The sequence below is a fragment of the Galbibacter sp. genome (assembly GCF_048266365.1).
GTDB lineage: Bacteria > Bacteroidota > Bacteroidia > Flavobacteriales > Flavobacteriaceae > Galbibacter.
In genome coordinates this window covers 488,790-510,644 of record NZ_JBLWZP010000001.1, presented here as the reverse complement: position 1 = coordinate 510,644, position 21,855 = coordinate 488,790, and the positions used below count along the sequence as shown (strand labels likewise).

Here is a 21,855-nt window from a genome sequence, read left to right as displayed (position 1 = left end):
CAAATAAAATGTGAAGTCTAATAAGAATTAGTTGGATTTAGTGTGTTCCGGGACCATCAGAAGCTCTTAAAGTTGTTTAAATTCGGAATTCTTACCCATAAAAATCAAGATTCTGGAGCATGTTGACCCCTCTAAAGTATTTTTTGATGGGATTTTTAGGGTTTAATTTAAAAACGGAAATGGGAAATATGAGGAGATGAATATACTTTAGTCTAAAGTCTTAGTATAGACTTCCAAGACTCAAATCCCAAGCCGGAGGTTTATAAAATGACCTTAAGGCTGATACATTGCCACTAAGTAGCCATGGTATAACGATCCGGTAGATGGCCTTGTGAATCGTTTTAAAAACATCAAACTTCAAATGCACCATAAAGCTAGGGAATGAAACAGTTCACTGTACACTCCCTTAAACTCTCTCTATCCAAGATTTTGTGTTCTTGAAAAATAATTTTCACTCCTTAAATATGGCATCCAGTTTCCTATAATTTTCTTTTTTGGTAACCATTTTCAATTGCTGAATCAAGTCCAAAGTTGTGGCTGGTTGTAAGGGAAATTTATGCTTAGCCAATAATCTTTTCAAGGCCAAATTAATTTTGTCCTCACCAATTAACATATATAATTCATACATTTTTACCAGACCTTTATTGTATATTACATTGGCATTGGTTGGTTTTGAATTATATAAGGCCTCTTCCCCACTAAATGCTTTCCCGCTATCATACATATTCTTATAAAGTTTGACCATTTCAAGCATTTTTTCCTTACCATATTCATTTTTAAACAGCATTAATTGCGTGTATTGTGCCAGCGTTTCTGTAAGTACACCACTTCCTTCTCTATAGTCGGGTGCCAGTTGTGCATTTCCCCACCATTGATGCGACAATTCGTGTCCTGCCAATTCATTGATAACATCGTGTCCTTCCCCTTGTGATAAGTTTAAATGGAATTGTTTTTCGTTAATAAAAATGGTTGCAGGATAAGCCGTTGCCGCAAAACCCCTCGTAAACGAGCTAATTTCAGCGAATCGAATTGTTTTGTAGGGATATTTTCCAAAATTTGTTTCACAGTACTGCAATGTTTTTTTTATGCTATTAATTAAATGAGAAATATTTTGATTGTGCTTTGGTTCATAAAAAACTTCTATGACAACATCCTTATAATTAGATTTTTTGATGTCATATTTTGCTGATGAAATTGCAAATCGAAACGGAATATCAGTGGCTTTATAATGAAAATAATTTCGATTGCTCTTTGAATAACTTTTCACTAATTCTCCAGCGGAAGCTACCGTTTGGTCAATCGAAGTGGAAACAATAGCATCAAAATTTATAAATTCATAATTGTACGGATCAGCCAACGGCACATCTACTTTTGTAAGTGTATCTTGTAATGGCATTTTTCGTTTCTTTCTTTCAAATTTACCTTCAATTTCATTGTTGAAATCATAGCCGATAGCTGGAAAATAATTGCTGATTCGCATAAAAGCACCATTTCCGACAATGGCATTAAAGGATTGATGCCCTTTTAAGGGTTCTATTTTATATTCAAAATTAAATCTAATTGAAATACTGTCATGCGGTAACAACTTTTTCCTTGTTCTGAAGATATATTGTCCAAATTCTTCATCCTTTTTTTCTAAAGTTAATTGTGATGAACCAATAGAATTCCAAGTGATTTCCTTTGATGTAGCGATTAGGATTTCTGAAATTTCAGATTGGGTCTTGTTAACCAATGTGTAGGTTCCTAGCACCGTATACCTGTTTTCTTCTGGATATAAATCGATACTGGTTTTCACATCGGTGATGCTTAGTTGCGGTTGATTTTTATAGGATTTGTATTTTTCTTCATAATGTTGTCGCCAATTCAATTCAGTTTCTTTGGAAACAGCATCACTCTTTCTAAAAATATGCACGCCCGTCAATAGCATTACAACAAAAGGTAAAATTAAAAAAGTGAGTGATTTCCGTTTTGTTTTTAAAACCGATTTGTTCAAAAAAAGAATAGCCAAAACTGAAAGTAATATTGCAAATGATGAGCTATACAACATATTAATTAAAAACACCTTTGATAAGTATCCAAAACCATTGATGCCGCTAAATGCATCGGGCAGATAATTGGCAAATCGGGACAGTGGATGCTCGAATCCAATTGTTTTTCCCAAAGATGTATTTGTCAAAATCAGGAAAACAGCAGAAATAGAAAGAGCAATGTATTTGTTTTTAATACGATATTGCAAAGCAATAATAACAAGGCCACAGAGTGATGCAGGCAAACCAATGAAATAAAATAAGGACAAATAAGTGCTCCAATCTATAATTGGATATTGAAACCAAACCTGAAAAAGTACACCTAAAACAATACAGGAAATTATTAAAATCAACGAAATGACAGCTACCGTAACAAATTTTGAAATGAACAAGGCTGAATATGAAAATGGTGTTGAATTCTCGATACATGAAAAATTAACACTTTTACTTTTCCAGACCAATTCACTTCCATAAAAAAGCATTGCCAATAACAATATGAAAGGAATTGTTGCTAAAATGGTGTTAACCATTAAGGTTGTAGTAACGAAATATTGTGGCAGACGAATACCGCCTTCTATTGCTCCGTACATTTCCATACCAACTATAAATATGGTTATAGCAATCAGTAAAACAAATGGAATACTTTTTAGGGTTGCCTTTAAATCTATTTCTAAAAAAGAAACAATGGTTGAGATGAAATATTTTTTTCCGCTTGATTTTGTTGCTATTCTGGTATAAACATATTTTCCATTGGTCAATTCATTTATGACTTCAACTTTCTTTTTTTGTTTATTGGAAGTTTTGAATTGGAAGCGGTTATATACAGCATATAAAAATGCAAGTGCCAATAAAATAATCGCAATTCTATTGAACATCAAATTTCCTGAAAGTTCCAGAACCATTGTGTTTTTTTGTAATGCGGTCCAATATCGGGTTTGTTCAAAAAAAGCAGCCATACCGAACGGGTCTAACTTTGCCGAAAGGTTCATTGCATTATCAGAAACAGAGGTAGCACTAGCTAATAAAGGGGAATTTGAAAAAATGGAACCGACCATATACAACACATAAATGCCCAATCCGCTTAAATAAATAAGCATTTTATTTTTGCTCAACCAAGCGGTGCAACAAACGATTACCGTGCATAAAAAGATATTGGGAAGTACAATTACCAGAAAAGAATTTAGATAATAATTCAAATGAAAAATTCCCCAATTTTCGGAGTTGTCGATTTCCATTAAATGCCCCAAGATATAACCTATAAGAAAAAGTAGAAACGATAATACAGCCACTCCGAAAACCAATAAAAACCTGCTCAAAAAATAGTTGCGGATTGTTATTGCTGTTGCATACAATATCTGTTCAAAGTGATTGTCATTTTCCCGCAATAAACTCTGCGAAGCCATTATTACAATGGGGAAGAGACTTGCCAATGAAAATAATCCTAAAATGAAATTTATGGCATAAGGGGAATTATAGGTGATATTTGGAAATGAAATTCCCGCAGAGGTTCCTACCAAAATACCAAAACCAAGAAATGACAATAGCATTACATAAAATGAAATTTTACGACTATAAAATTTCCATTCGAATAAAATTAAATGACGTAGCATCTTACTGTAGTTTTTGTAATGTTGTGAAATAAACATCTTCTAAATCAGCCTCCGCCTGTGTAAATCCATTCATCGGATTTTCGTTGGCAAATACTTTAATGCTCAATTTGCCCCCTTGCAATTGGGTAGAAATAATGTTATACTCATTTTCATATTCCAAAAGTTTATTTTTATCAATATGTTTCTTCCAGACCTTGCCATTAATTTGAGCAACAAACTGTTCAGGGTTACCAGTTAATAGCAATTCTCCATTATTGATAATGGTCATTTGTGTACACAGATTTCTAACATCCTCTACCAAATGTGTTGATAGGATTACGATGATGTTTTGACCAATTTCGCTTAACAAATTATTAAAACGATTTCGTTCTACAGGGTCTAAACCAGCGGTTGGTTCATCTACAATAATAATCTTTGGATTGCCCAAAAGTGCTTGTGCCACACCAAAGCGCTGACGCATTCCGCCACTATAACTACTAACGGCTTTGTTTTTTTGTTCGAGCAAATTAGTTTTTTCGAGTAATGCCAATATTTGTTCTTTTCGAGTAGGTTTATCATTTAATCCTTTTAAAATCGCCAAGTGATTGAGCAGGTCATACGCCGATATATTGTGATAAACTCCGAAATCTTGAGGTAGATAACCCAATTGTTTCTTGATGAAAGTCTGATTTTCTACAATGTTCTCATCGTTGAAAAAAATTGAACCATTATCGGGCTGTTGCAAACCAACGATGGTTTTCATTAAGGTTGATTTTCCGGCGCCATTTGGCCCCAATAAACCAAACATTCCATTTTCGATTTCAAGTGAGATGTTGCGCAATGCCTTTACGTTATTGGCATAAGTTTTTGTGATATTTTTGATTTTTAAACTGTTCATTTTTTGATTGATTTATGTTGAAATTTGGACAGACGAGTGTCTGTCAACTACAATTAAGTAGCTGATATTTAAGTAAATAATTGATTAATTTATTTATTCTTCTACATACTCCATAACATCGCCTGGTTGACAATCTAATGCCTTACAGATAGCTTCTAAAGTATCAAACCTGAATCCTTTGGCCTTTCCCGTTTTTAGTATAGATAAGTTCGCTGGTGTAATGTTCAGAATTTCTGCCAATTCTTTGCTTTGCATCTTTCGTTTCGCAAGCATAACGTCTATGTTTACTACTATCGCCATAACTAGATGTATAAATCTTGTTCATTCTGTAGATTAAAGCCTTGTTTAAAAATGGCATAAAAGAAATAAGCAAAGACACCCAGAAAAAAGTGAATTAAAGCAATCCATTCCAATCCATCCTCTATGTTACCTGTGAAAATTAAGGTTAATATAATGATCAATAAAGGCACAAAAATATTAGCCAAACAAAACCATTTCAACTGATTTACTCCATATTTTGTAAACAGTTTGGGTTGTTTAAATACATTGAATACATTACTTACCAAAAAAAAGAAAATACCATAACAACCAAGAGGAACTAAAAATTCGAAAACTTTATAATCCCAATTGTTCTCCCCAAGTAGAAATCGAGTCTCGGTAAATGGATAACATACGGCAAAATATTTTCCGTTATCAATAGTAATGTAACTCCATTCGAATACTAATGAAAAGAGCGCATAGATTGTAATCAAAATATATACCATGGCTACTATTCTTGTGATATAGAATAAAATTGTAGAAATGATTTTGACATTCTTCATTGAACAAAATTTTAAATTATTACCGCAAATATATAATTAATTATTGTTTTACAATAATTAATTATCATAAAGAATTGATTTAGTTAAGGGAAGAATGAAATATTTTTATAAATTCCTTTCAGGAAAATATTTTGGTAGTCTTTAAGTATGTTATGGTATAAGCGTAGTGCGGGGTTTCGGAGCAATTCATTGTCAGTCCATCGTAAAGTATCATAAGAGCAAAAATGCTCAAACTTAACTGTTCTGCCCGCATTACGCTTATACAATGTTAGCGGTTGCCTTTCTTTATTTTTGATACGCTTTATATACTTCTCTATCCATTTTTATGTTCAGTCGTTCAGTAAATTCTGCCGGATTGAAATTTATTTTTTTATACTCAGCTTCGACTAATTGTTTTGCTTTATTGAAAAAACCTTGATTTTGCCAAACGGCAATAGTCATAAGCGTTATATCTCCATTGGCGTCCTCATAGGCAATTACTTCATCTTTAATGAATCCGGGGATAGATTTGATAAAGTTTCTATTGTATTGCATTCTTTCCGTAAATTCCACTATCGCATTTTTCGGCACTATAAATTTATCGACAAAGAATACATTGGATTCATTTCCCTGTATAAGAGAAATGGGGTCAGAAGGTAAAATGCCTAACTGTTGAAGAAAGCCAAGCCTGTCAGTTTGGATTTGGTAACTGATTATCTTTCCATTTTCGAATTTATAGATGACCATCCCATCATTTGAGATTGCTCTGTTCGTAGGCGAAATATTTTGAAATACACCTTTATGAGTCCCCTGTACTTGTTGTCTTACGAAAACTTTATTTCCTTCGGCGATGATTTCCGTCAATATCCATTTTGCATCAGGGAAAGCATTTATAACGGCCATTATTCCATGTTTAAATGCCTCAATGCCTTTTTCTCCTTGTGCATTTGTATAGTCTTCTGAAACAATACTGCTAAGCAAATCAAACTTCCTGTTATTCATTATGCTTTCGTAAAGGCTATGAATAACCCCCTTATTTGTACTTATAGCTACTTCCATTGTAGTGTTTTTTACTGAATGATTTGATGATTTGACTTGAGTAAATCCATCCTGACTGATTATCAAAGCGGAAAGGAATAGACCCATTTTAATTGCTGATTTCATAATTACCATATTTTGTTATTGCAAAGTTGGCAAGTATCGAAATACATTCATTGTAAAAAATCATTGATTTTACCAATAGGAAGCCGATTTGAAAAAATCTGTTGGAGTTTGCCCAGTAAAAATCTTAAAATCTTTATTGAAATGCGATTGGTCGTAATATCCATTTTCAAGTGCGATATCAAGAAAAGTTGATGATGAAGCGTTTTGGTTGATAATACTTTTCATTCTGACTATTGATGAAAACTGTTTTGGGGAGGCTCCGGTTACTTTCCTAAACCGTTTCTCGAAAGCGTCCTGGCTAATAAATAAGCTGTTGGCTAATTCCCTAATCTGGGTCAATCCGTTATCTAAATAAATACTTGCTATAGCTTCTGACACAAGTTTGTCAGTCGTATTGTGAGAAAGCTTCGAGCATAAGAACTGCTCAATCACAGCTATTCTTTTCTTGTTATTATTGAGTTCATCTAATCGCTCTTCTATGATTGAGATTTCTGAATAGGCAAAAAAGTTATCTAGGGGAACGCTTTTTTCAAACAGTTCGTGAAGCGGTTGCTTGAAAAAAGCAGACACTCCTGTTTCCTTGAACAATACAATTAAAGCTGAAGTTTGTGGAGTATAGTTGATTAGTCTAACGGATTTTCGTAGACCCGAAAAGGTGGTAACGGGCAAAATGGACTATCTAATAAAAATGGGACTAAATTTTTCAGGCCGCATTGTTGATAATCCCTTTTAGTTTCAGCTCCATTTCCAATGGTGTTAAATAGTCCAAGCTTGAATGAATTCTTTTGGTATTATACCAAGTTATATATTGGCTTACTTCGCCAAATAACTGCAAGTATGAAGTAAACTTAAAACGATATAGCCATTCGTGTTTAATGGTTTTAAAGAAGCTTTCCGCTACTGCATTATCCCAACAGTTACCTTTTCTACTCATGGATTGTGTTATATTGCTATTGAAAGAAAAGATATTAGTCATTGTATTGGCTGCATACTGAACACCTCTATCGGAATGAAATATGAAATTATTTGAAATAGTTCTATTTCTTCTAGCATGAATCCAAGCTTTTAATACCGTATTTTGCACAGTCATATCTTCGCTTAACGCCCATCCTACAACCTTTCTGTCTGCTAAATCTATAATAGTTGTTAGGTAATTCCAGTTATCATTTACTCTAATGTAAGTGATGTCGGATACCCATTTCTCTCCTATTGTTGAACTTGAAAATTCTCTATCTAGTTCGTTTTTAGCCAATGGAAAGTTATGCCTGGAATCGGTTGTGTTTACAAACTTTCTTTTTAAAACACTTCTTAATCCCATTTCTTTCATCAATATTGCGATATATGAACGGCAATAATTTAGATTTTCTCGTTCTAACATTTTCTGTATTCTACAGCTTCCATAAATCTCTTTACTATCTTCAAAAATAGCTCTAATCCGTTCTTTTAGTAATATTACAGAGTTTTTAGTCCTTACTGAATTCTTGTTTTTACGCCAATTATAATATGCGTTTTTGCTGACCTGCATACATTTGCACATCTTCTCAACCACAAAATCTGATTCATTTGAGAAAATGAATTGATATTTTAATGATCGCTCTTGGAAAAGATGCTTACGGCCTTTTTTAAGATATCACGCTCCATTTTTACATCACGCAATTCCTTACGTAACGCTTTAAGTTCTTGCTCTTCAACTGTAAGTTCTCTTTTCTTGGAGAAATCTCCAGATTTAGCCTCGTATTCCCTTTTCCAGCGGCTTATAAGGCTGGGTGCAACACCATAATCCTCACTTATTTGTTTTGCCTTCATTCCAGATTGCAATAGTTCTACTATTGTAACCTTTAATTCATTGTTGTATCTTTTTGCCATAATTCAAATATATAATTTATGACCGTAAAAATTCGTCCCAGCTAAACTAGACAATCCAGAAGTGCTGAACCCCCACTTGCGTGTAGCTGCTGTTACCCACAGTTATTTTTCATTTAGTTTCTTTCTGTACATATAGTCAGCAATTTTGAAGATTGCATAATTTTTATCTCGTGCAATTTCATTAAAAAACTGTCCATTTGTTATTTCATCAATTTGTTGTCCAAAGAGAATAGAGTTTGTTCGGAATTTCAAACCTTCAAAGTCAACTACCCAAGGTGTATATAGATAATTTGGCTTGTCGTCAGAGTTCTCTATTATTAATTTTTTCCCATTTTGAAATACAAAAATAATTCTTCTCCAATCTGTCGTAGTGCTCCAATTTCCATAAGCTTGCCAAAAGGCATTATTGATTTCTTCTTCGTTAAGAGTGAATAGTGAGTCTGCAACTGACCTGTAAAAATTGAAGTCGGTGTTTTCTCCTGGAAATGAGTATAAATTCTCAAAGTCAAAACGATCTATGCCTGATTTCTTTATGCGTTGTTCTTCTTTGTCAATGAACTTTTTAAAATTTTTGATGTCACCTTCTGTGATGTTTAAAACGTTCAATGAAACTTTTACTAACCTTGATTTGTCAATTAGCTCAATAATCTGTTCTATTTTGTCAGCGTTTATTTCACTTATAGCACGGGAAAGATATTTTGAAGAACTTGATTTTTTATTAACTACAAATTTGTCCCCTTTTCTAATGTATGACCTTAATGAATTACTGGAATGGAAACAACCTTGACTGCCATTTTCAAAATGTAATTCCTTAACTACGAGATTTGAAAAGATACTTTCAGGCAAATTATATTCATTAATTGACTTTTCTTTTGGGTCAAAGGTGTATTGTTTATTCAAACTTCGGTCTGCCAATACAATTTTGTTGTCAAATAAAGAAGCATTGGCGATAGAGAAATCCACAGACACAAATCGGCACCACTGCTTTTTCTTTTTGTCAAAGCGAAAAATATCTTTATTCCCAAATCCATATTCTTCACCTTCAAAACTTAATTTCAAGTAGGGTTCTTGAATGGGGATTTCATCCGTAAATAAGTGAGAAACTATAAATTCATCAGGATTAATCTTGTAAATGCTTTCAAATGTTAGAACGAAAAGTTTGTTGTTTCTAACTCCAATTGCTCTGGGGATGTTTTCAAGCGATTTCTCTGACTGCCAAGTTTTAGAAAAAGCACTATCATAATGGCTTATACTCAAATCTTGATTAATTGTGTAAAGCTTATTGTTTTCAGAAACTTCAAAATCAATTATTTCAGGCAAATAAGTCCAATTTATAGAATCAGACTTAGTTAAAAACACTCTACCTTGCTGATTGATGATATGGTAGTTTCCAAATATTCTTATTTTCCTAATGTCAGGTCGTTCTTCTTTCGAAAGCCTTTCATACTTTGCTTGACTTAAAGGTGTGGGTAGTTTTTCCCAACTTTGACAGTTATCAGTCGTTTTGTAGAGTACGTTCCAAAAAGAGCCAAACAACCCTGTTTGTTCATCTTTTGCAAAATGAATAGTTGAAAATCTTAGTGCGTTTTCATTTCCTGCCTTATCAAAGGATTTCCAAGTTTTTCCATTATCTTCTGTGTAATAAATGAGCTGCGAATTACCGCTCATCCACGCTTTACCGTTATTGTTTATGTATGCAGCATCAATCCAACTACTTTTTCCAAATATTACTTTTTCCCAAGTCTTTCCGTGATTCCCTGACCAAAAAACAAAGTCTTGCTTTCCACCTTCTTGAATAAACCCTGAAATCATAAGGGTATCTTCTGAGAAAAAGTTTATTCTTTCAAAGGTTTTTCCTGTACTAAAATTGTATGGGTCTAACGAACCATAGGGGCCCATATACCATAGTTCACCGATTTGTTTGGTGTAGTAAACATTTCCCGCTTTTGTTGCTACCCAAATTTCTTCGGATGGTGAAATTCCAAGTTCTGATACACCGCCTACAATTGATAATCTTGATAAATATTCTTCTTGTCCAAAAACTGTCAATGGAATAAGTATGATTGTCAATATGTACAGTATCTTCTTCATAATTGTGGGTAACGTTCAAGTATAAGCGAAGTGCGGGATTAAAAGCACTTCACTTTCTGTTTAAGCTTATGTTTATTAATATTCGATTCGTTTAAATTTAGCACTTTAGCCCGCATTACGCTTATACAATGTTCTCTGCAGGTTTTATTCCTTCACAATGATTTCAATCGCTTTTTCAAGCAATTCATCTTTTCCTTGTTTTATTCCCTCAATTGTCGGTTGCACTTCTATATCAGGAACAATCCCAACGCGTTGAGTTCCTTCCCCATTTGGGTAGTTGACTCCAATTCCTGAAATCATTGTTCTGAGTCCACCGGGAAGCCTAATAGCTGATACGTTTCCGTCCGCTCCTGCAGTGGTACTTCCAATGATTGTGGTATTATCACCAGCTCTAAATGCCATTGAAGTGTATTCTGCTTGACTTTGGGATAGTTCATTGACCAAAACAACTAATTTTCCATTATAAGTCTTGCCTTGACTTGGAATTTCTATATTGCTTGTAAATGTAAATTCTCCTGGATTGTCAACATTTCCATTGGTAAACTTCACAAAAGGTGTCGATGAAGAAACAAAATATGAACCTAAGCTAAAGGGAACAAAAGTAGAGGGATAATTACGAATGTCAATAATGATGCCTTTTGTGTCTTTAAACTCACTTTTTATTTTTGGAATATCTTCTTCTTTGATTGTTTGAAGCGTTACATAACCTATGTTGTTGTCTAACATTTTAAAAGATTTGTTATCACTTTTCCTGTACCAACGATAAATTCCAAGGCTATCTTTCGGGTATAGTTTAAGTGTGTTTTTTTGATGGTTGGAATTTCCCGTAACAAACACAATATCAATTCTATCCGAATTTGAACGTAAAAGGTCAGCCGAAATATCTCTTAGTCTTGTTGGTAGGTTTGAAGCAGGGTAATATCTTAATTTTTCCTTGACAATTTCTTGAATGGGCATACCATTTATCTCGGTAATTATATCGCCAATCTTTAGTCCAACTTCGTTTTTTAGTTCTTGATTGTAATAATCTGTTACAACCAATTGATTTTCAATAAAACGAACGTGTACAGGTGCATAATTCACACCCTTCCATTCATCAATTTTATCAGCACCGCCCCAAAGATTAGCGTGTGTATCTTGAATATCTCCAATAATTTGGATAGCAGCTAATTCATATTCTAATTCGTCTTTTGCATTGATAAATAGAGGAATATATTCACTTAGTTTTTTGTTCCAATCTTCGTCCATTAAGTGTTTATAAGGGAAAAAGTAGTTTATCATATTCCAATACCTGTAAAGGGATAGCAACCTAAAACCATCATCTGGATATGGCATATTTGAATAAGGGTTTTCATTTTTAAATTCAGGGTTACCAACATTAGCAGTCATTCCAATGTAATAGTGTTTGCCTTGTGAACGGTTGTTGTAAACGTATAATAATTTGTTTTTCAAATCTTCATTTTGTTTTTCTATCCAAGTTAAATCTGGTTTAAGAAAAGCATTTTCAGCTGTAGGTTTACATTTTTTACATTTCTTGATTTCGCCTAATAAGTTAATCCAATTGATGATAAAGTTATCTCTCTCGTTGTCGTTTTTTGTCTCAAAATAATTTGGCAAAACTCTAAATAGTTCATAGTCCCAATTATAATTGCCTTGTGCAATTTCAGGGTGATGATACTTAAGAAAGCCCCAAACTCTACCTAATAACTCAAGATTTCGGATATCCTTTTCTTTTAGATTAGATAGTTCAATTAATGACCCATCATCAAATTCCTTATCAAGCTGTGCCTTTGATAATTCTTTTTCTACTTCTTTTAGCGTTTGAACATTTTTACCGTCAATTGATAAAACAAAATCGTCAAACCAAGCATCTCCTTTCCCTGAAAGTATTCCTGCAATAAATATATTTTCTGCTTCTTCTGGGTATTCAAGAGAGATAGTGTATTTCTGCCAATCTCTGGTACCTGTTATGTTTTGGTTTTGCATATTGTCAAAAGCTAATGAACTTCCATTACCATCAACTCGTAATAACAAACCTGCAAATCCATTTTCAACATTTTTGATTTTCATATAACCATCAAGCTGTATAGTCTTACCTGAATAGTTCGCTGGAATTTTATAGGCAATACTTCCAAAGGAACTTCCTGTTTGGTCAGATGTAATTTTCCCTGATTTTTTCCCTGAGTGAGCAATAGAATCTATTGTTAATTCATAATTACCCCATTTGAACCATCCGTCAGAAAGTGATGTGTTCTCACTCTGGTTTTCAAAACTGAGATTATATTTTTCAGGTTCTTGGGCTTGACAACTAATTGAAAAAATTATCAGTAAAACTATTAGTATTTTTTTCATCGATTCGTTTTTTAACTTGCAGAGAACATGTCGCAGCTACACGCATGTGGGGATTTTTAGCAATGAACTTCATTAAAAGTACAGAATTTTGATTTAGCACTTCACTTTCATAGAAGCACTGAACCCCCACTTGAGTGTAGGTGCTGTTATGCACAGTACTTCATTGTTTTAAGTCGGTTAATAACTTGTCAATCTCTTTCAATACGTCCGTTTGATATATGTCTTTTCCTTTGCCTAATGAATAAATATTATCACAGACTTTTATTAAATTTCCCAAAAAAGCCTTTTCATTAGGTGACCAAGTTTCGCCAATTTTTACGTGCCCATTTTGGTCAGTTGTCGCAAAATAGTATATTACTCCGTCAACACCCATTAAATCATTCTCAGGTTTCTTCGTCTGTTCTTCTAATAATCTGAACAACTCAATTATTTTGAAATATAAGTCAGCGGATAATTCAGCCTTGCTTGAAGTTAGTTTAACTTTCTTTTTATTTTTTGCATACCAATAACTTTCGGAAAGTCTATTACTCACAACATAGTTTTTATCTTCTATTATCTCAATGGAAAAAGAGTATTCGTATGAAAAAGAAGGCATTGAAGTATATCTCGCAATTGGTTTTTCAGAATATCCTTTGTACAACAATGGGAAAACATTTTCGTAATATTCTTTTAAAACTCCTTCGTATTGTTTAAAGTCCTTTACAGGTTCCAAATGTTGTTTTTGTCCGAAACATAAAAATGTCGTCAAAACAAAAGTTAATATTAAAATGGTCTGTTTCATTGTCGTTCTAGTATTGTGCATAACGTTTAGTATATGAAAAGTAGGCGGTTTTGATGCACCAAACTTTCGGTTAAGCACAGGGTTTGAGAGAAGCCAAAATCCTTGAATTTATTACTGTTTCGCCTATTTTTTATATACTTTGTTACCTGCTGGCTTTTTTATTGTGGAATTCCTTTTCTGTTGGTGTTTTCTATCCAATTCTTCACATTACCAATATAATCCCAAACATCTCCAGGTTCAGGTTTAATATAATTTACTGATTCTGGGTTATCTCCCATTTTTGAAAAAATATCGATAAGCCAATTTGAACCGTGTCCACTTGCATTGAGTGATTTTAACCAACTTTCAAGTTCTCCTTTTTGAATTACAAAAACTCCATATTCAACCAATTGATTTAAGAAATTAGAACAAGCTTCCCTGTCTTCTCCGTTTAACAAATCAATTCCTCCTTGTGTTTTCCAATTTTGTCCTGTAGCATTTAAAGTTTCATATAAACTCCTACGCTGATTTTGAAATGGTTGATGATTTAATTGAGGAATAAAAGAACCTTCTAATAATTTCGCAAAAACTTGACCTCCTTCTTTCAAAACATCAATATCAATTATACCGACTGCAGGTATACCAAGTTCTCTTAAAGGTTTTACTATTTGCCAAACTGTTTGTTTATTTTGTGCATTGATGAATAAACAGTTGCTAATTCCTCTTGGGTCGCTTTGTGATAAAAGCCTCTCGTTTATTTCTTGATAAAATGCTCTGTCCGAATCGGCTTCAGTAACTATTACCGACTCATAAAATAATCCATTTAATACGCCAGTTGAACGTAATAAAGGATGTCTCATTAGGTGTAGTATTTTATCTTTTGGTAGAATTCTAGAAGTTGGAAAACCATTTTTATATGTTAATCTTATTATGTTAAGTGGGGCACTTGATTGTATGCAACCCATTAAAAATGATGAACTATGAGTAGCAACTAAAAGTCTTTTATTAGAGTTTCTTAAGGACTTTCCAATTTCTTTACCAAGTTTGTTGGATAAAGCAGGATGTAAGAAAGCTTCTGGTTCATCTATTAGTGTTATTTTAGGGTCTCCGGCGAGAAGAGTAGTTAAAATTCCTGTAAATGCCTTTACTCCGTCACTGGCTTCATCAATTAACAATGCTTTTTTGTGAAATTCAATAGCTTCATTTTCCCAGCTTTTTTCTTCTCTCTCATTTAAGGGTTCTCTGTCAGATAATCTTACTCTTAATTTCCCAATATTTGTTGGGTCGATTACATAATATTTCCCAAACGCCTCGTAAACAATCCTCCTCAATTCTTTTCTTAAATTATTATCAATGAAGAGATGGGATAAATGATTAGTAGGAGTGGCTTGTAAGTCTCCAGCAGATTGTTCAGTTAATAAATTCAAACGATTAGTGCCATCTAAACGTAAAGTATATAAATCCAAAAATGAAGAATACCAATAATTTTGTACTGGATTTTGTGCAATGCGAATAATTTCTGCACTTTTAACTTTAATTCTTTTTGCACTATTATCTTGTGAGCTTACTTTACCTATAATTATTTCATCTTCACTTATTGCCTCATTTAAATTTGGTTTCTGCTTAATTTTTTCAAGTTCTGATTCTATTTCATCCTTAGTGAGTGGAGTAAATGAAATATTTTGAAGAATTAAATCGTTAGCTTGACCAACAGTCTTTCTGGAAAATTTTTCAATTTCAATTAGAACTCTACTTTTACCAGAGTTATTGGGCCCTACAAATACAGTTATTGGTGTTAATTCAATTTCAAGGTTCGGTTGTCCTTGAGATGAACTAGATTTTAATTTTATCTTATCTATCATTGGGTTTTACGATTGTTTTCAGCTTGCAGGTAACGGTTAGTATATGAAAAGTAGGCGATTTCGAAGCGTTAAACTTTCGGTTAAACACAAACTTTGATACGAGCCAAAACCCTTGAATTCTGCACTATTTCGCCTATTTTTTATATACATTGTTACCTGCTGGCTTTTTTATTTACTCATAAATTTTCCAACAATATCATTAGGCATTGTTGGTGCGGAATCATCTTTTAAAAGTCCTGTTTCAGCACGACTAAATAATGCTTGCATAATAAGCTGTTTATCTTCTTTATCTACTGTAGATTCCTTTAATAGTGATAAATAAAAATAAGTCAGTGTATGTCTCTCTTCACAGTCGCGAGCCAAATGAAATGAGCTAAACATAACTTTAGTAACTGCTCTAATTGCGAAAGCCATAAATGATATAAAAGTAACGTAAATTATAGACCACCTTATTGCAGAACTTTTATCTCCATCAAAAAATGACTCATAAATTTGTTCTGGTGTTGTCCAAAGGAGTTTACCTAATGAAAATACTACAATCAAAACAAGAATTACTAAAACTGTTAATGCAATCCAACCTTGTTTTTTTAGTTTTTTAGCTCTTTCTGACCAATATTTTGCCGGTTCTTCGAGCTTTAATTTCTCTTTATAAGTGTTTTCAAGTTCCTCTAAACGCTTGTCTGATTTTGTGCTGAAACTCTCAAACTCTCCCTTGGTATTTATAAACCAGTCTGAATACGTTTTTTCTTTATCTTCTTTAAATTCATCTATAGCTTTGGAGTATTCTTCATATTTTTCTGTGCTGTTTTTTAGATGCTCGACTAATTCACTTTCTAATTTTGGCAGGCTATTTTCAAAATTTGCTCGAAGTTTGGAAAGTGATGATTTTTCTTTGTTTCTTCTCTCTGTAATTGCCGTTGAATCTTTTAATGTAAATTCATACGCCAATAAGTATCCGTTGAAATTGTCTTTAACGTTTATATTTTGGTTTAAATTACCAGTCAAATAAGTATACGCTCCTATGAAAGATTCAGAATGGTTTTTATAGACTTCAATCAAAAATTCGGTTTCAGGGCAATTATAAGTGAAATTTGTGCCTGTGTTATTTTGGATTTGATTTTTAGGGTTTCTAAAGTAGCTTTCTAAATTAGATTCATTTTCTTGTGAGCCGTACGAATCGATAAAGCTAATCAATTGGTTTTCTATAGATTCAAAATGTTTTTTTGATGCAAGAAGTTCGTTGGGTAAATTTTCAGTCAATTTATCCCAACCATTGATTTGTTGATTTACAAACTTGTGTAAATGTCCGAATCCCTTAAATTCATAACTCAAATTTAGATGTGTATACCTCAAATTAAATTCAACAGAGTTGAACCAATCGGTATTTACGGTTTGAGATAATTTTTTTCTAAATTCAGTTTGCGTCATAATTTTTCAGCTTGCAGGTAACGGTCTTGTATATGAAAAGTAGCAGATTTTACACACTAACTTTTCGGTTTGGTACTGACGTTAAATTTATAAAAATCACTTTAGATTAAGCACTTAAACCGCTATTTTTTATATACGTTGTTACCCACTGGCTTTATTCCGTTCAGCTTGGTTTTCAGCGTTGGCAAAGACATACTCTTTTGCAATTTTTGGGCTTGAGTGTTGGTTGGTGCGAATTGCAAATGTGTATGGCTTTTAGCGTTGGCTTTTTAACAACAACTTTTATTTTCTTGAATTGGTGGACAAGCAACTGTTCCGTATGAGCAATAAACACAGCAATCTCCTTCTTTTGGTTTCAAAACCGTTTTACAGTTCTCGCATTCGTAGAAAAATTGACAAGCGTTTGTTGGCATATCTTCTACTTTTTTATGTCCGCAATTAGGACAAGTGATTTCTGATTTTAATTTGACTTCCATTAGTTTTCTTTTTTATCGGTTACTTTATAACCTGTTGAGTTTATTGCATTCTCGATTTCTGTTTCGTTGGTTTTGGTTTTGTCAAATTCAACGATTGCATTTCCATTTTCGTAAGACGCTTTCGAGTTCACAATTCCGTTGAGCTTATTTACTTCGTGATTTACGTGTTCTTCGCAACTCGCACAAGTCATTCCGCTTATTTTAAATTCAGTCGTTTTAATGTCCGATTTGTCAACTACGATTATTTGTTTGTCTGTATTTGGGTAAAATATTCCTGAATAGTATGGAAAAGCCAACATTACAATTGCAAATACAGTTACGATTCCTAAAAACTTTTTTGATTGAATAAATTTTGGTTTTTCGTCCGTCTCACATTCGCAGTCAATTTCTTTTTGAGGTTTTAGTTTTTGATACCAAGCAAAACCAAGAACTAAAATTGTCAGTCCGATTAAATAAGGTCTAAAAGGTTCAATCCAAGAAAATGCAGAAGCAATTCCGCTTGTTCCTGCGATTAGAGCCAAAACTGGTGTAATACAACACAAGGAAGCTGTAATTGCAGTTAACAAACCTGCACCAATTAATTTGTTTTCACTTTTCATATCGTTTCTAAAATTTTGTTTTTATCAAGTATCTCAAAAAACGGATTTAGTAATTTTTCATATTCAGTCGTAAGTGAGTAAAAAATCGTTTGAGCATCTCTTTCTGTTTCTAATAGATTTCGGTCTTTCATTTTCCTTAAATGTTGAGAAATAGCTGAAATGTTCATTCCGAGAATGTCGCTCAAATCACAAACACAAAGTCTTTTTTCCTCAAAGAGTAGGTAGAGTATTTTCAGTCGAACGCTATTTCCGACCAATGAAAGTCCGTTTGCCAAATAGTCGAACGATTCGTTTAATTCCGAAACTGTGTCTTTGCAACGGTTTATTTGTTCAATATCGGCTTGTTGTCTTATGCAAGAATTATTTTCCATATAACAAAGTTACGTATATTTCTTATTTAAGCAAATACTTAAATACATAAATTTCAAGCATTGGGAAAATTTTAGCTCTTTTGGTTATTATAGCGTTGGATTTGTGTGTCGGAAAAAAACGAAAGTGCTAAAATGTGCGGTTGGTTTTCAGCTTGTGGGTAACGTAGCCGGCGCTTGGCGCACGTTCGGGCGCATTGCGCCAAGTGCGTGTTAGAGGACAGTCCCGTAGGGCTGGACTCCGTCAAGCGCCGGCTACGTTAAGCGGGAAGCCCGAAGGGATTTCCGCTTAACAATACAATTAGCGAAACGGAATTTCGCTAAACCGTCTCTATATCCGAATTGCGTAATGTGCAGTTATAAAATTAGCAATATTTTTGTAAATCAGAACGATAACTATTATTTATTTCCTGGATAGCGAAATAAACAACTAAGTTTCTTCGTTATTAAGGTATGGATAGCGAAACAATGATATTGATGATGACTGAGCGTATGGCTTTACAACGCTATTCGCCGAATACCATTAAGGCATACAAGCAATATGCTCAGGTTTTCCTAAAAGCGATGTCAGATTATACCAGATTGAAGGATATACCATTGTCAGAAATTGAAGGATTTATCAATCGTATGGTTACGGACAATAAGATCAGTGTTTCCTATCAACGCTCATTGGTAGGAGCGATAAAGAAGCTTTACGAATTAACCCTTGACGAAAAAGTAGAATTGGATTATCTCTACCCTAAGCGTAACTTTTCCAGCTTACCGAAGTTCTTCACCAAGGATGAAATCAAGCGTATATTCGACGCTACAGATAATCCCAAACATAAGGCAATGCTCATGACAACCTATAGCTGTGGATTAAGATTAAGCGAATTACTGAATTTAAAGATTACTGATATTCGGTCAGCAGACAAGCTACTTCAGATCAATAAGAGCAAGGGTAACAAAGATAGAGTAGTATCGCTACCCGATAGATTACTTGAAATTTTGCGAGAGTATTACAGGCAGTATAAACCCTCTACGTATCTTTTTGAGGGAGCAAATGGCGGTCGATATAGCGAACGTAGTGTTCAACTGGTACTCAAAAAATCTTTAGCAAAAGGAAAAATCAATACTTCCGGATCAGTCCATACACTACGGCATTCTTATGCCACACATTTGATTCAATCGGGCGTCGATATCCGTATCGTACAAAAGCTCTTAGGTCATGTGTCAATAAAGACAACTCAAATCTATACCCATATTACGGATATTGACAGTAAGAGAACTCCTAGCCCTTTGGATTTTTTATAAATTCTTAGAAATCTATTCCGCTGGCTATTTCGGAGTTATGACGTCACCTTTATCAAGGAAGAGGGGCCTAATGTTCTGACCTTCTCATCTTCATAAATAAGACCCGATTGATATATTGGTTTGGTTAAAAGCCCGCCACGTTTTTCTTTAAATTCTAGAAAATCTTATTTTTGAAGAGGTTATTATGGTTTCTGGTATTTTAAGGCCATGATTACCCGCTTTATATAGGTTTAAACCTTATTTGTTTGTGTCCGTTGGTTTAGTGCCTCTATCATCCGGACAAAATTGGAGTGTCATTTGAACTCTATACGGTTCATCACTCGAGGCTACCCCCGAAAGGTTTATTAGGAGTAATACGTAAATTTTAAATTTGACGAGTTTACATTCCGGATTGCTATTTAATCTAATTAATCCCAAAACCGATGTGAGCAAAACTCTAATCCATTAAATATATGACCGGTAAAAGACCAGCTTATTTCACAAAATCAGGTCTATAAATCTTATACTTCATTGTCTTTTTTAAGTAGTTTTTTAAATTCCGAGTACGTGGGAGCCCTACTCTTCGACCAATCACTCTCATGTAAAAGGTTTCTAATATACTCTCTTAAAAGTTCGGCAATTTTGTATAGGTCGTCTAGGGAGGGTTTCGCGGCTTAAAACTTATTACTTTTTACCTTTGCTCCTCCTTCTACAATCTTCACAACCTCGACGCTTTTACTTCTTGATTTTTCATTTTCTTTAAGGACTGTTGTAACTTTCAATATCAAACGTATCTTATCGTGTTCCGGCGTAGGAAAATCAAAAAGTTTTGATATAGAATTATACTCAAATGCTTTTGCTATAAGTGTTAAATGCCTGATACTATATTTATGCCTTTGGGTAAACGACTCCACGTTACCTACAAAACTTTTCGTTACGCCCATTCTTTCGCTTAATTCTTGTTGAGTCCATCCTCTTTCTTCCCGAAGTTGTCTAATATATAAAATAAGAAGATAGTCCAAGTGATTCATTTCCCTGTACTCAGTTCTAATTAATGTCTTTTCGTTAGGCATTATTTCCACATTTTAAACCAACGTGTTAGTTTGTTAAATTTGTTACAACAACCACTTCAAAGTATTGATAATAAGATTTATATAGGTTCTATCTGCCACAGTTATAGCCATAAGCGACTCCAAATGTTTTTTCAAGATCTGTCAGTCTAGAGCTTAATATGCCTTCTTTACATAATAAGATTTACTACACTCAGCTAGAATTTGGTTTTCGAAGTATTCTTTTTGCTTTAAAGGATAATTGTAGGTTACGCCTTATTACTTTTTATCTTTGTCCCTCCTTCAACCACCACTATATCAACAACAACAGTGTCAGATAACTTCGAAATCGTACCATCCTTTTTTACTTTGGGTATCTTCTTGTATTTAACTTTTATTAATTCATCATCAGGCAAACCATTTGGAAACAAATCATCTAAGCAGGAAAATCCAAATACCGTTTTTAAAATACGTAAGTGGCGTAAGTTATATTTCTCAGGTTGATCTATTGCCTCGCATTTGCCAACAAACGTTTCCGCAAAACCCATTTTCCCACTTAATGTTCTTTGCGACCACCCTCGTTTTAATCGAAAGTCCTTAATGTTTAAAATTAATTCGTACTCAATTCTGTATATTGCTGAGCTTTCAAAAACATCTTTCATCTATAATTTTTTATGTACCGTATATTTGGTACTTTGAGTTTTATTCTTATATTTGCCTTAGCGATTTGATATTAATGGCTATTAGCCTTGATATACGATGTTTACTCGTTCGAAATCCGCCAGATTGCCACGAGTTGACCGAGTGATCGCCTATTGCTGGAATTTACTATCTTCGCGATATAATCCCAGTATGGCGTTCCTCGTTAACTTATGTGGCAACCTTGATTCCAAGGATGAGAGGGGGTTCGGCGGAACCACGAACTAAAGTTGCGAGGGCGCGTACTGGTCTTATACCACTCAAATCTCCTCACAAGCTTGCTTATCGAGTACACATCGTTTACATAACCAACATGATTATGAAAACGAAGTTTACCATACCGCCAAAACCTTTTATCCGCAGCCGACTTGCAGCGGACATTCCCATTGGTGATTCCAATTGGACACAACCTCTCGTATCTATTTCAAAAAACTCTAATGCATACTTAAATAAAAAAACTCTTCCCGACAGTATCTGTTGGGTAGTACCGATCTTATGTTTGGGTAATCACACGTGTTTACCTCAGGATATTAAAAGGTCACATTTTTCGTCAAG

Annotated in this window: 18 protein-coding genes; 1 reads left to right on the top strand and 17 read right to left on the bottom strand. The window is 33.8% G+C overall.

Features of this window, described 5'->3' with window-relative positions:
- Positions 1-451: 451 nt before the first annotated feature.
- The 15 genes from ACN0TV_RS02210 to ACN0TV_RS02140 all read right to left on the bottom strand — a co-directional run bounded on the left by ACN0TV_RS02210 (position 452) and on the right by ACN0TV_RS02140 (position 18,283).
- Positions 452-3,637 carry a M1 family aminopeptidase gene (locus ACN0TV_RS02210; protein ID WP_417359674.1) on the bottom strand — a complete coding sequence of 1,062 codons (3,186 nt, stop codon included), beginning with the start codon at positions 3,635-3,637 and terminating at the stop codon, positions 452-454.
- A gap of 1 nt (position 3,638) precedes the next feature.
- A complete protein-coding gene (locus ACN0TV_RS02205) occupies positions 3,639-4,514 on the bottom strand; it encodes an ABC transporter ATP-binding protein (protein WP_417359672.1) in 876 nt (291 codons plus the stop codon).
- Between the two features lie 93 nt (positions 4,515-4,607).
- Positions 4,608-4,814, bottom strand: coding sequence for a helix-turn-helix domain-containing protein (locus ACN0TV_RS02200; RefSeq protein WP_417359670.1), 207 nt, complete (start codon positions 4,812-4,814; stop codon positions 4,608-4,610).
- Between the two features lie 2 nt (positions 4,815-4,816).
- A complete protein-coding gene (locus ACN0TV_RS02195; protein ID WP_417359668.1) occupies positions 4,817-5,335 on the bottom strand; it encodes a DUF2975 domain-containing protein in 519 nt (172 codons plus the stop codon).
- A gap of 285 nt (positions 5,336-5,620) precedes the next feature.
- Positions 5,621-6,478, bottom strand: a complete 858-nt coding sequence (locus ACN0TV_RS02190) for an ester cyclase (protein WP_417359666.1) — start codon at positions 6,476-6,478, stop codon at positions 5,621-5,623.
- A gap of 69 nt (positions 6,479-6,547) precedes the next feature.
- Positions 6,548-7,147 (bottom strand): helix-turn-helix domain-containing protein, encoded by a 600-nt coding sequence (locus tag ACN0TV_RS02185; protein WP_417359664.1) that lies wholly within the window; start codon positions 7,145-7,147, stop codon positions 6,548-6,550.
- Positions 7,148-7,181: 34 nt separating this feature from the next.
- Positions 7,182-8,344 (bottom strand): IS3 family transposase gene (locus tag ACN0TV_RS02180; protein WP_417359663.1). Its coding sequence is split into 2 segments (ribosomal slippage): positions 7,182-8,107 and positions 8,107-8,344, totalling 1,164 coding nucleotides; the frame shifts between segments, so codons are not numbered across the junction.
- A 102-nt stretch (positions 8,345-8,446) separates the two neighbouring features.
- The gene (locus ACN0TV_RS02175; protein WP_417359661.1) at positions 8,447-10,393 is read right to left on the bottom strand and encodes a WD40/YVTN/BNR-like repeat-containing protein; all 1,947 of its coding nucleotides are present in this window, start codon (positions 10,391-10,393) and stop codon (positions 8,447-8,449) included.
- 186 nt (positions 10,394-10,579) lie between these two features.
- Entirely contained in the window at positions 10,580-12,505 is a 1,926-nt protein-coding gene (locus ACN0TV_RS02170; RefSeq protein WP_417359659.1) for a S41 family peptidase, read from the bottom strand.
- A 442-nt stretch (positions 12,506-12,947) separates the two neighbouring features.
- On the bottom strand, positions 12,948-13,568 hold the full coding sequence (locus ACN0TV_RS02165; RefSeq protein WP_417359658.1) for a hypothetical protein: 621 nt from the start codon (positions 13,566-13,568) through the stop codon (positions 12,948-12,950).
- A gap of 158 nt (positions 13,569-13,726) precedes the next feature.
- Positions 13,727-15,409, bottom strand: coding sequence for an ATP-dependent nuclease (locus ACN0TV_RS02160; RefSeq protein WP_417359656.1), 1,683 nt, complete (start codon positions 15,407-15,409; stop codon positions 13,727-13,729).
- Between the two features lie 168 nt (positions 15,410-15,577).
- Positions 15,578-16,837, bottom strand: coding sequence for a DUF6161 domain-containing protein (locus ACN0TV_RS02155; RefSeq protein ID WP_417359654.1), 1,260 nt, complete (start codon positions 16,835-16,837; stop codon positions 15,578-15,580).
- Between the two features lie 269 nt (positions 16,838-17,106).
- Positions 17,107-17,313, bottom strand: coding sequence for a GDCCVxC domain-containing (seleno)protein (locus ACN0TV_RS02150; protein WP_085766191.1), 207 nt, complete (start codon positions 17,311-17,313; stop codon positions 17,107-17,109).
- The gene (gene merTP / locus ACN0TV_RS02145; protein WP_085766192.1) at positions 17,313-17,912 is read right to left on the bottom strand and encodes a mercuric transport protein MerTP; all 600 of its coding nucleotides are present in this window, start codon (positions 17,910-17,912) and stop codon (positions 17,313-17,315) included. The genes ACN0TV_RS02150 and merTP overlap by 1 nt, the downstream gene beginning before the upstream one ends.
- A complete protein-coding gene (locus ACN0TV_RS02140) occupies positions 17,909-18,283 on the bottom strand; it encodes an ArsR/SmtB family transcription factor (protein ID WP_085766193.1) in 375 nt (124 codons plus the stop codon). The genes merTP and ACN0TV_RS02140 overlap by 4 nt, the downstream gene beginning before the upstream one ends.
- 450 nt (positions 18,284-18,733) lie before the next feature.
- On the opposite strand from ACN0TV_RS02140, the gene ACN0TV_RS02135 reads away from it, so the two are divergent.
- Complete coding sequence (locus tag ACN0TV_RS02135) at positions 18,734-19,573, top strand: tyrosine-type recombinase/integrase (protein ID WP_417359647.1); 840 nt, start codon at positions 18,734-18,736, stop codon at positions 19,571-19,573.
- A gap of 653 nt (positions 19,574-20,226) precedes the next feature.
- Here the strand turns inward: ACN0TV_RS02135 and ACN0TV_RS02130 are convergent.
- Positions 20,227-20,625, bottom strand: coding sequence for a helix-turn-helix domain-containing protein (locus tag ACN0TV_RS02130; RefSeq protein ID WP_417359645.1), 399 nt, complete (start codon positions 20,623-20,625; stop codon positions 20,227-20,229).
- A 245-nt stretch (positions 20,626-20,870) separates the two neighbouring features.
- Positions 20,871-21,263 (bottom strand): XRE family transcriptional regulator, encoded by a 393-nt coding sequence (locus ACN0TV_RS02125; RefSeq protein ID WP_417359643.1) that lies wholly within the window; start codon positions 21,261-21,263, stop codon positions 20,871-20,873.
- Positions 21,264-21,855: the final 592 nt, after the last annotated feature.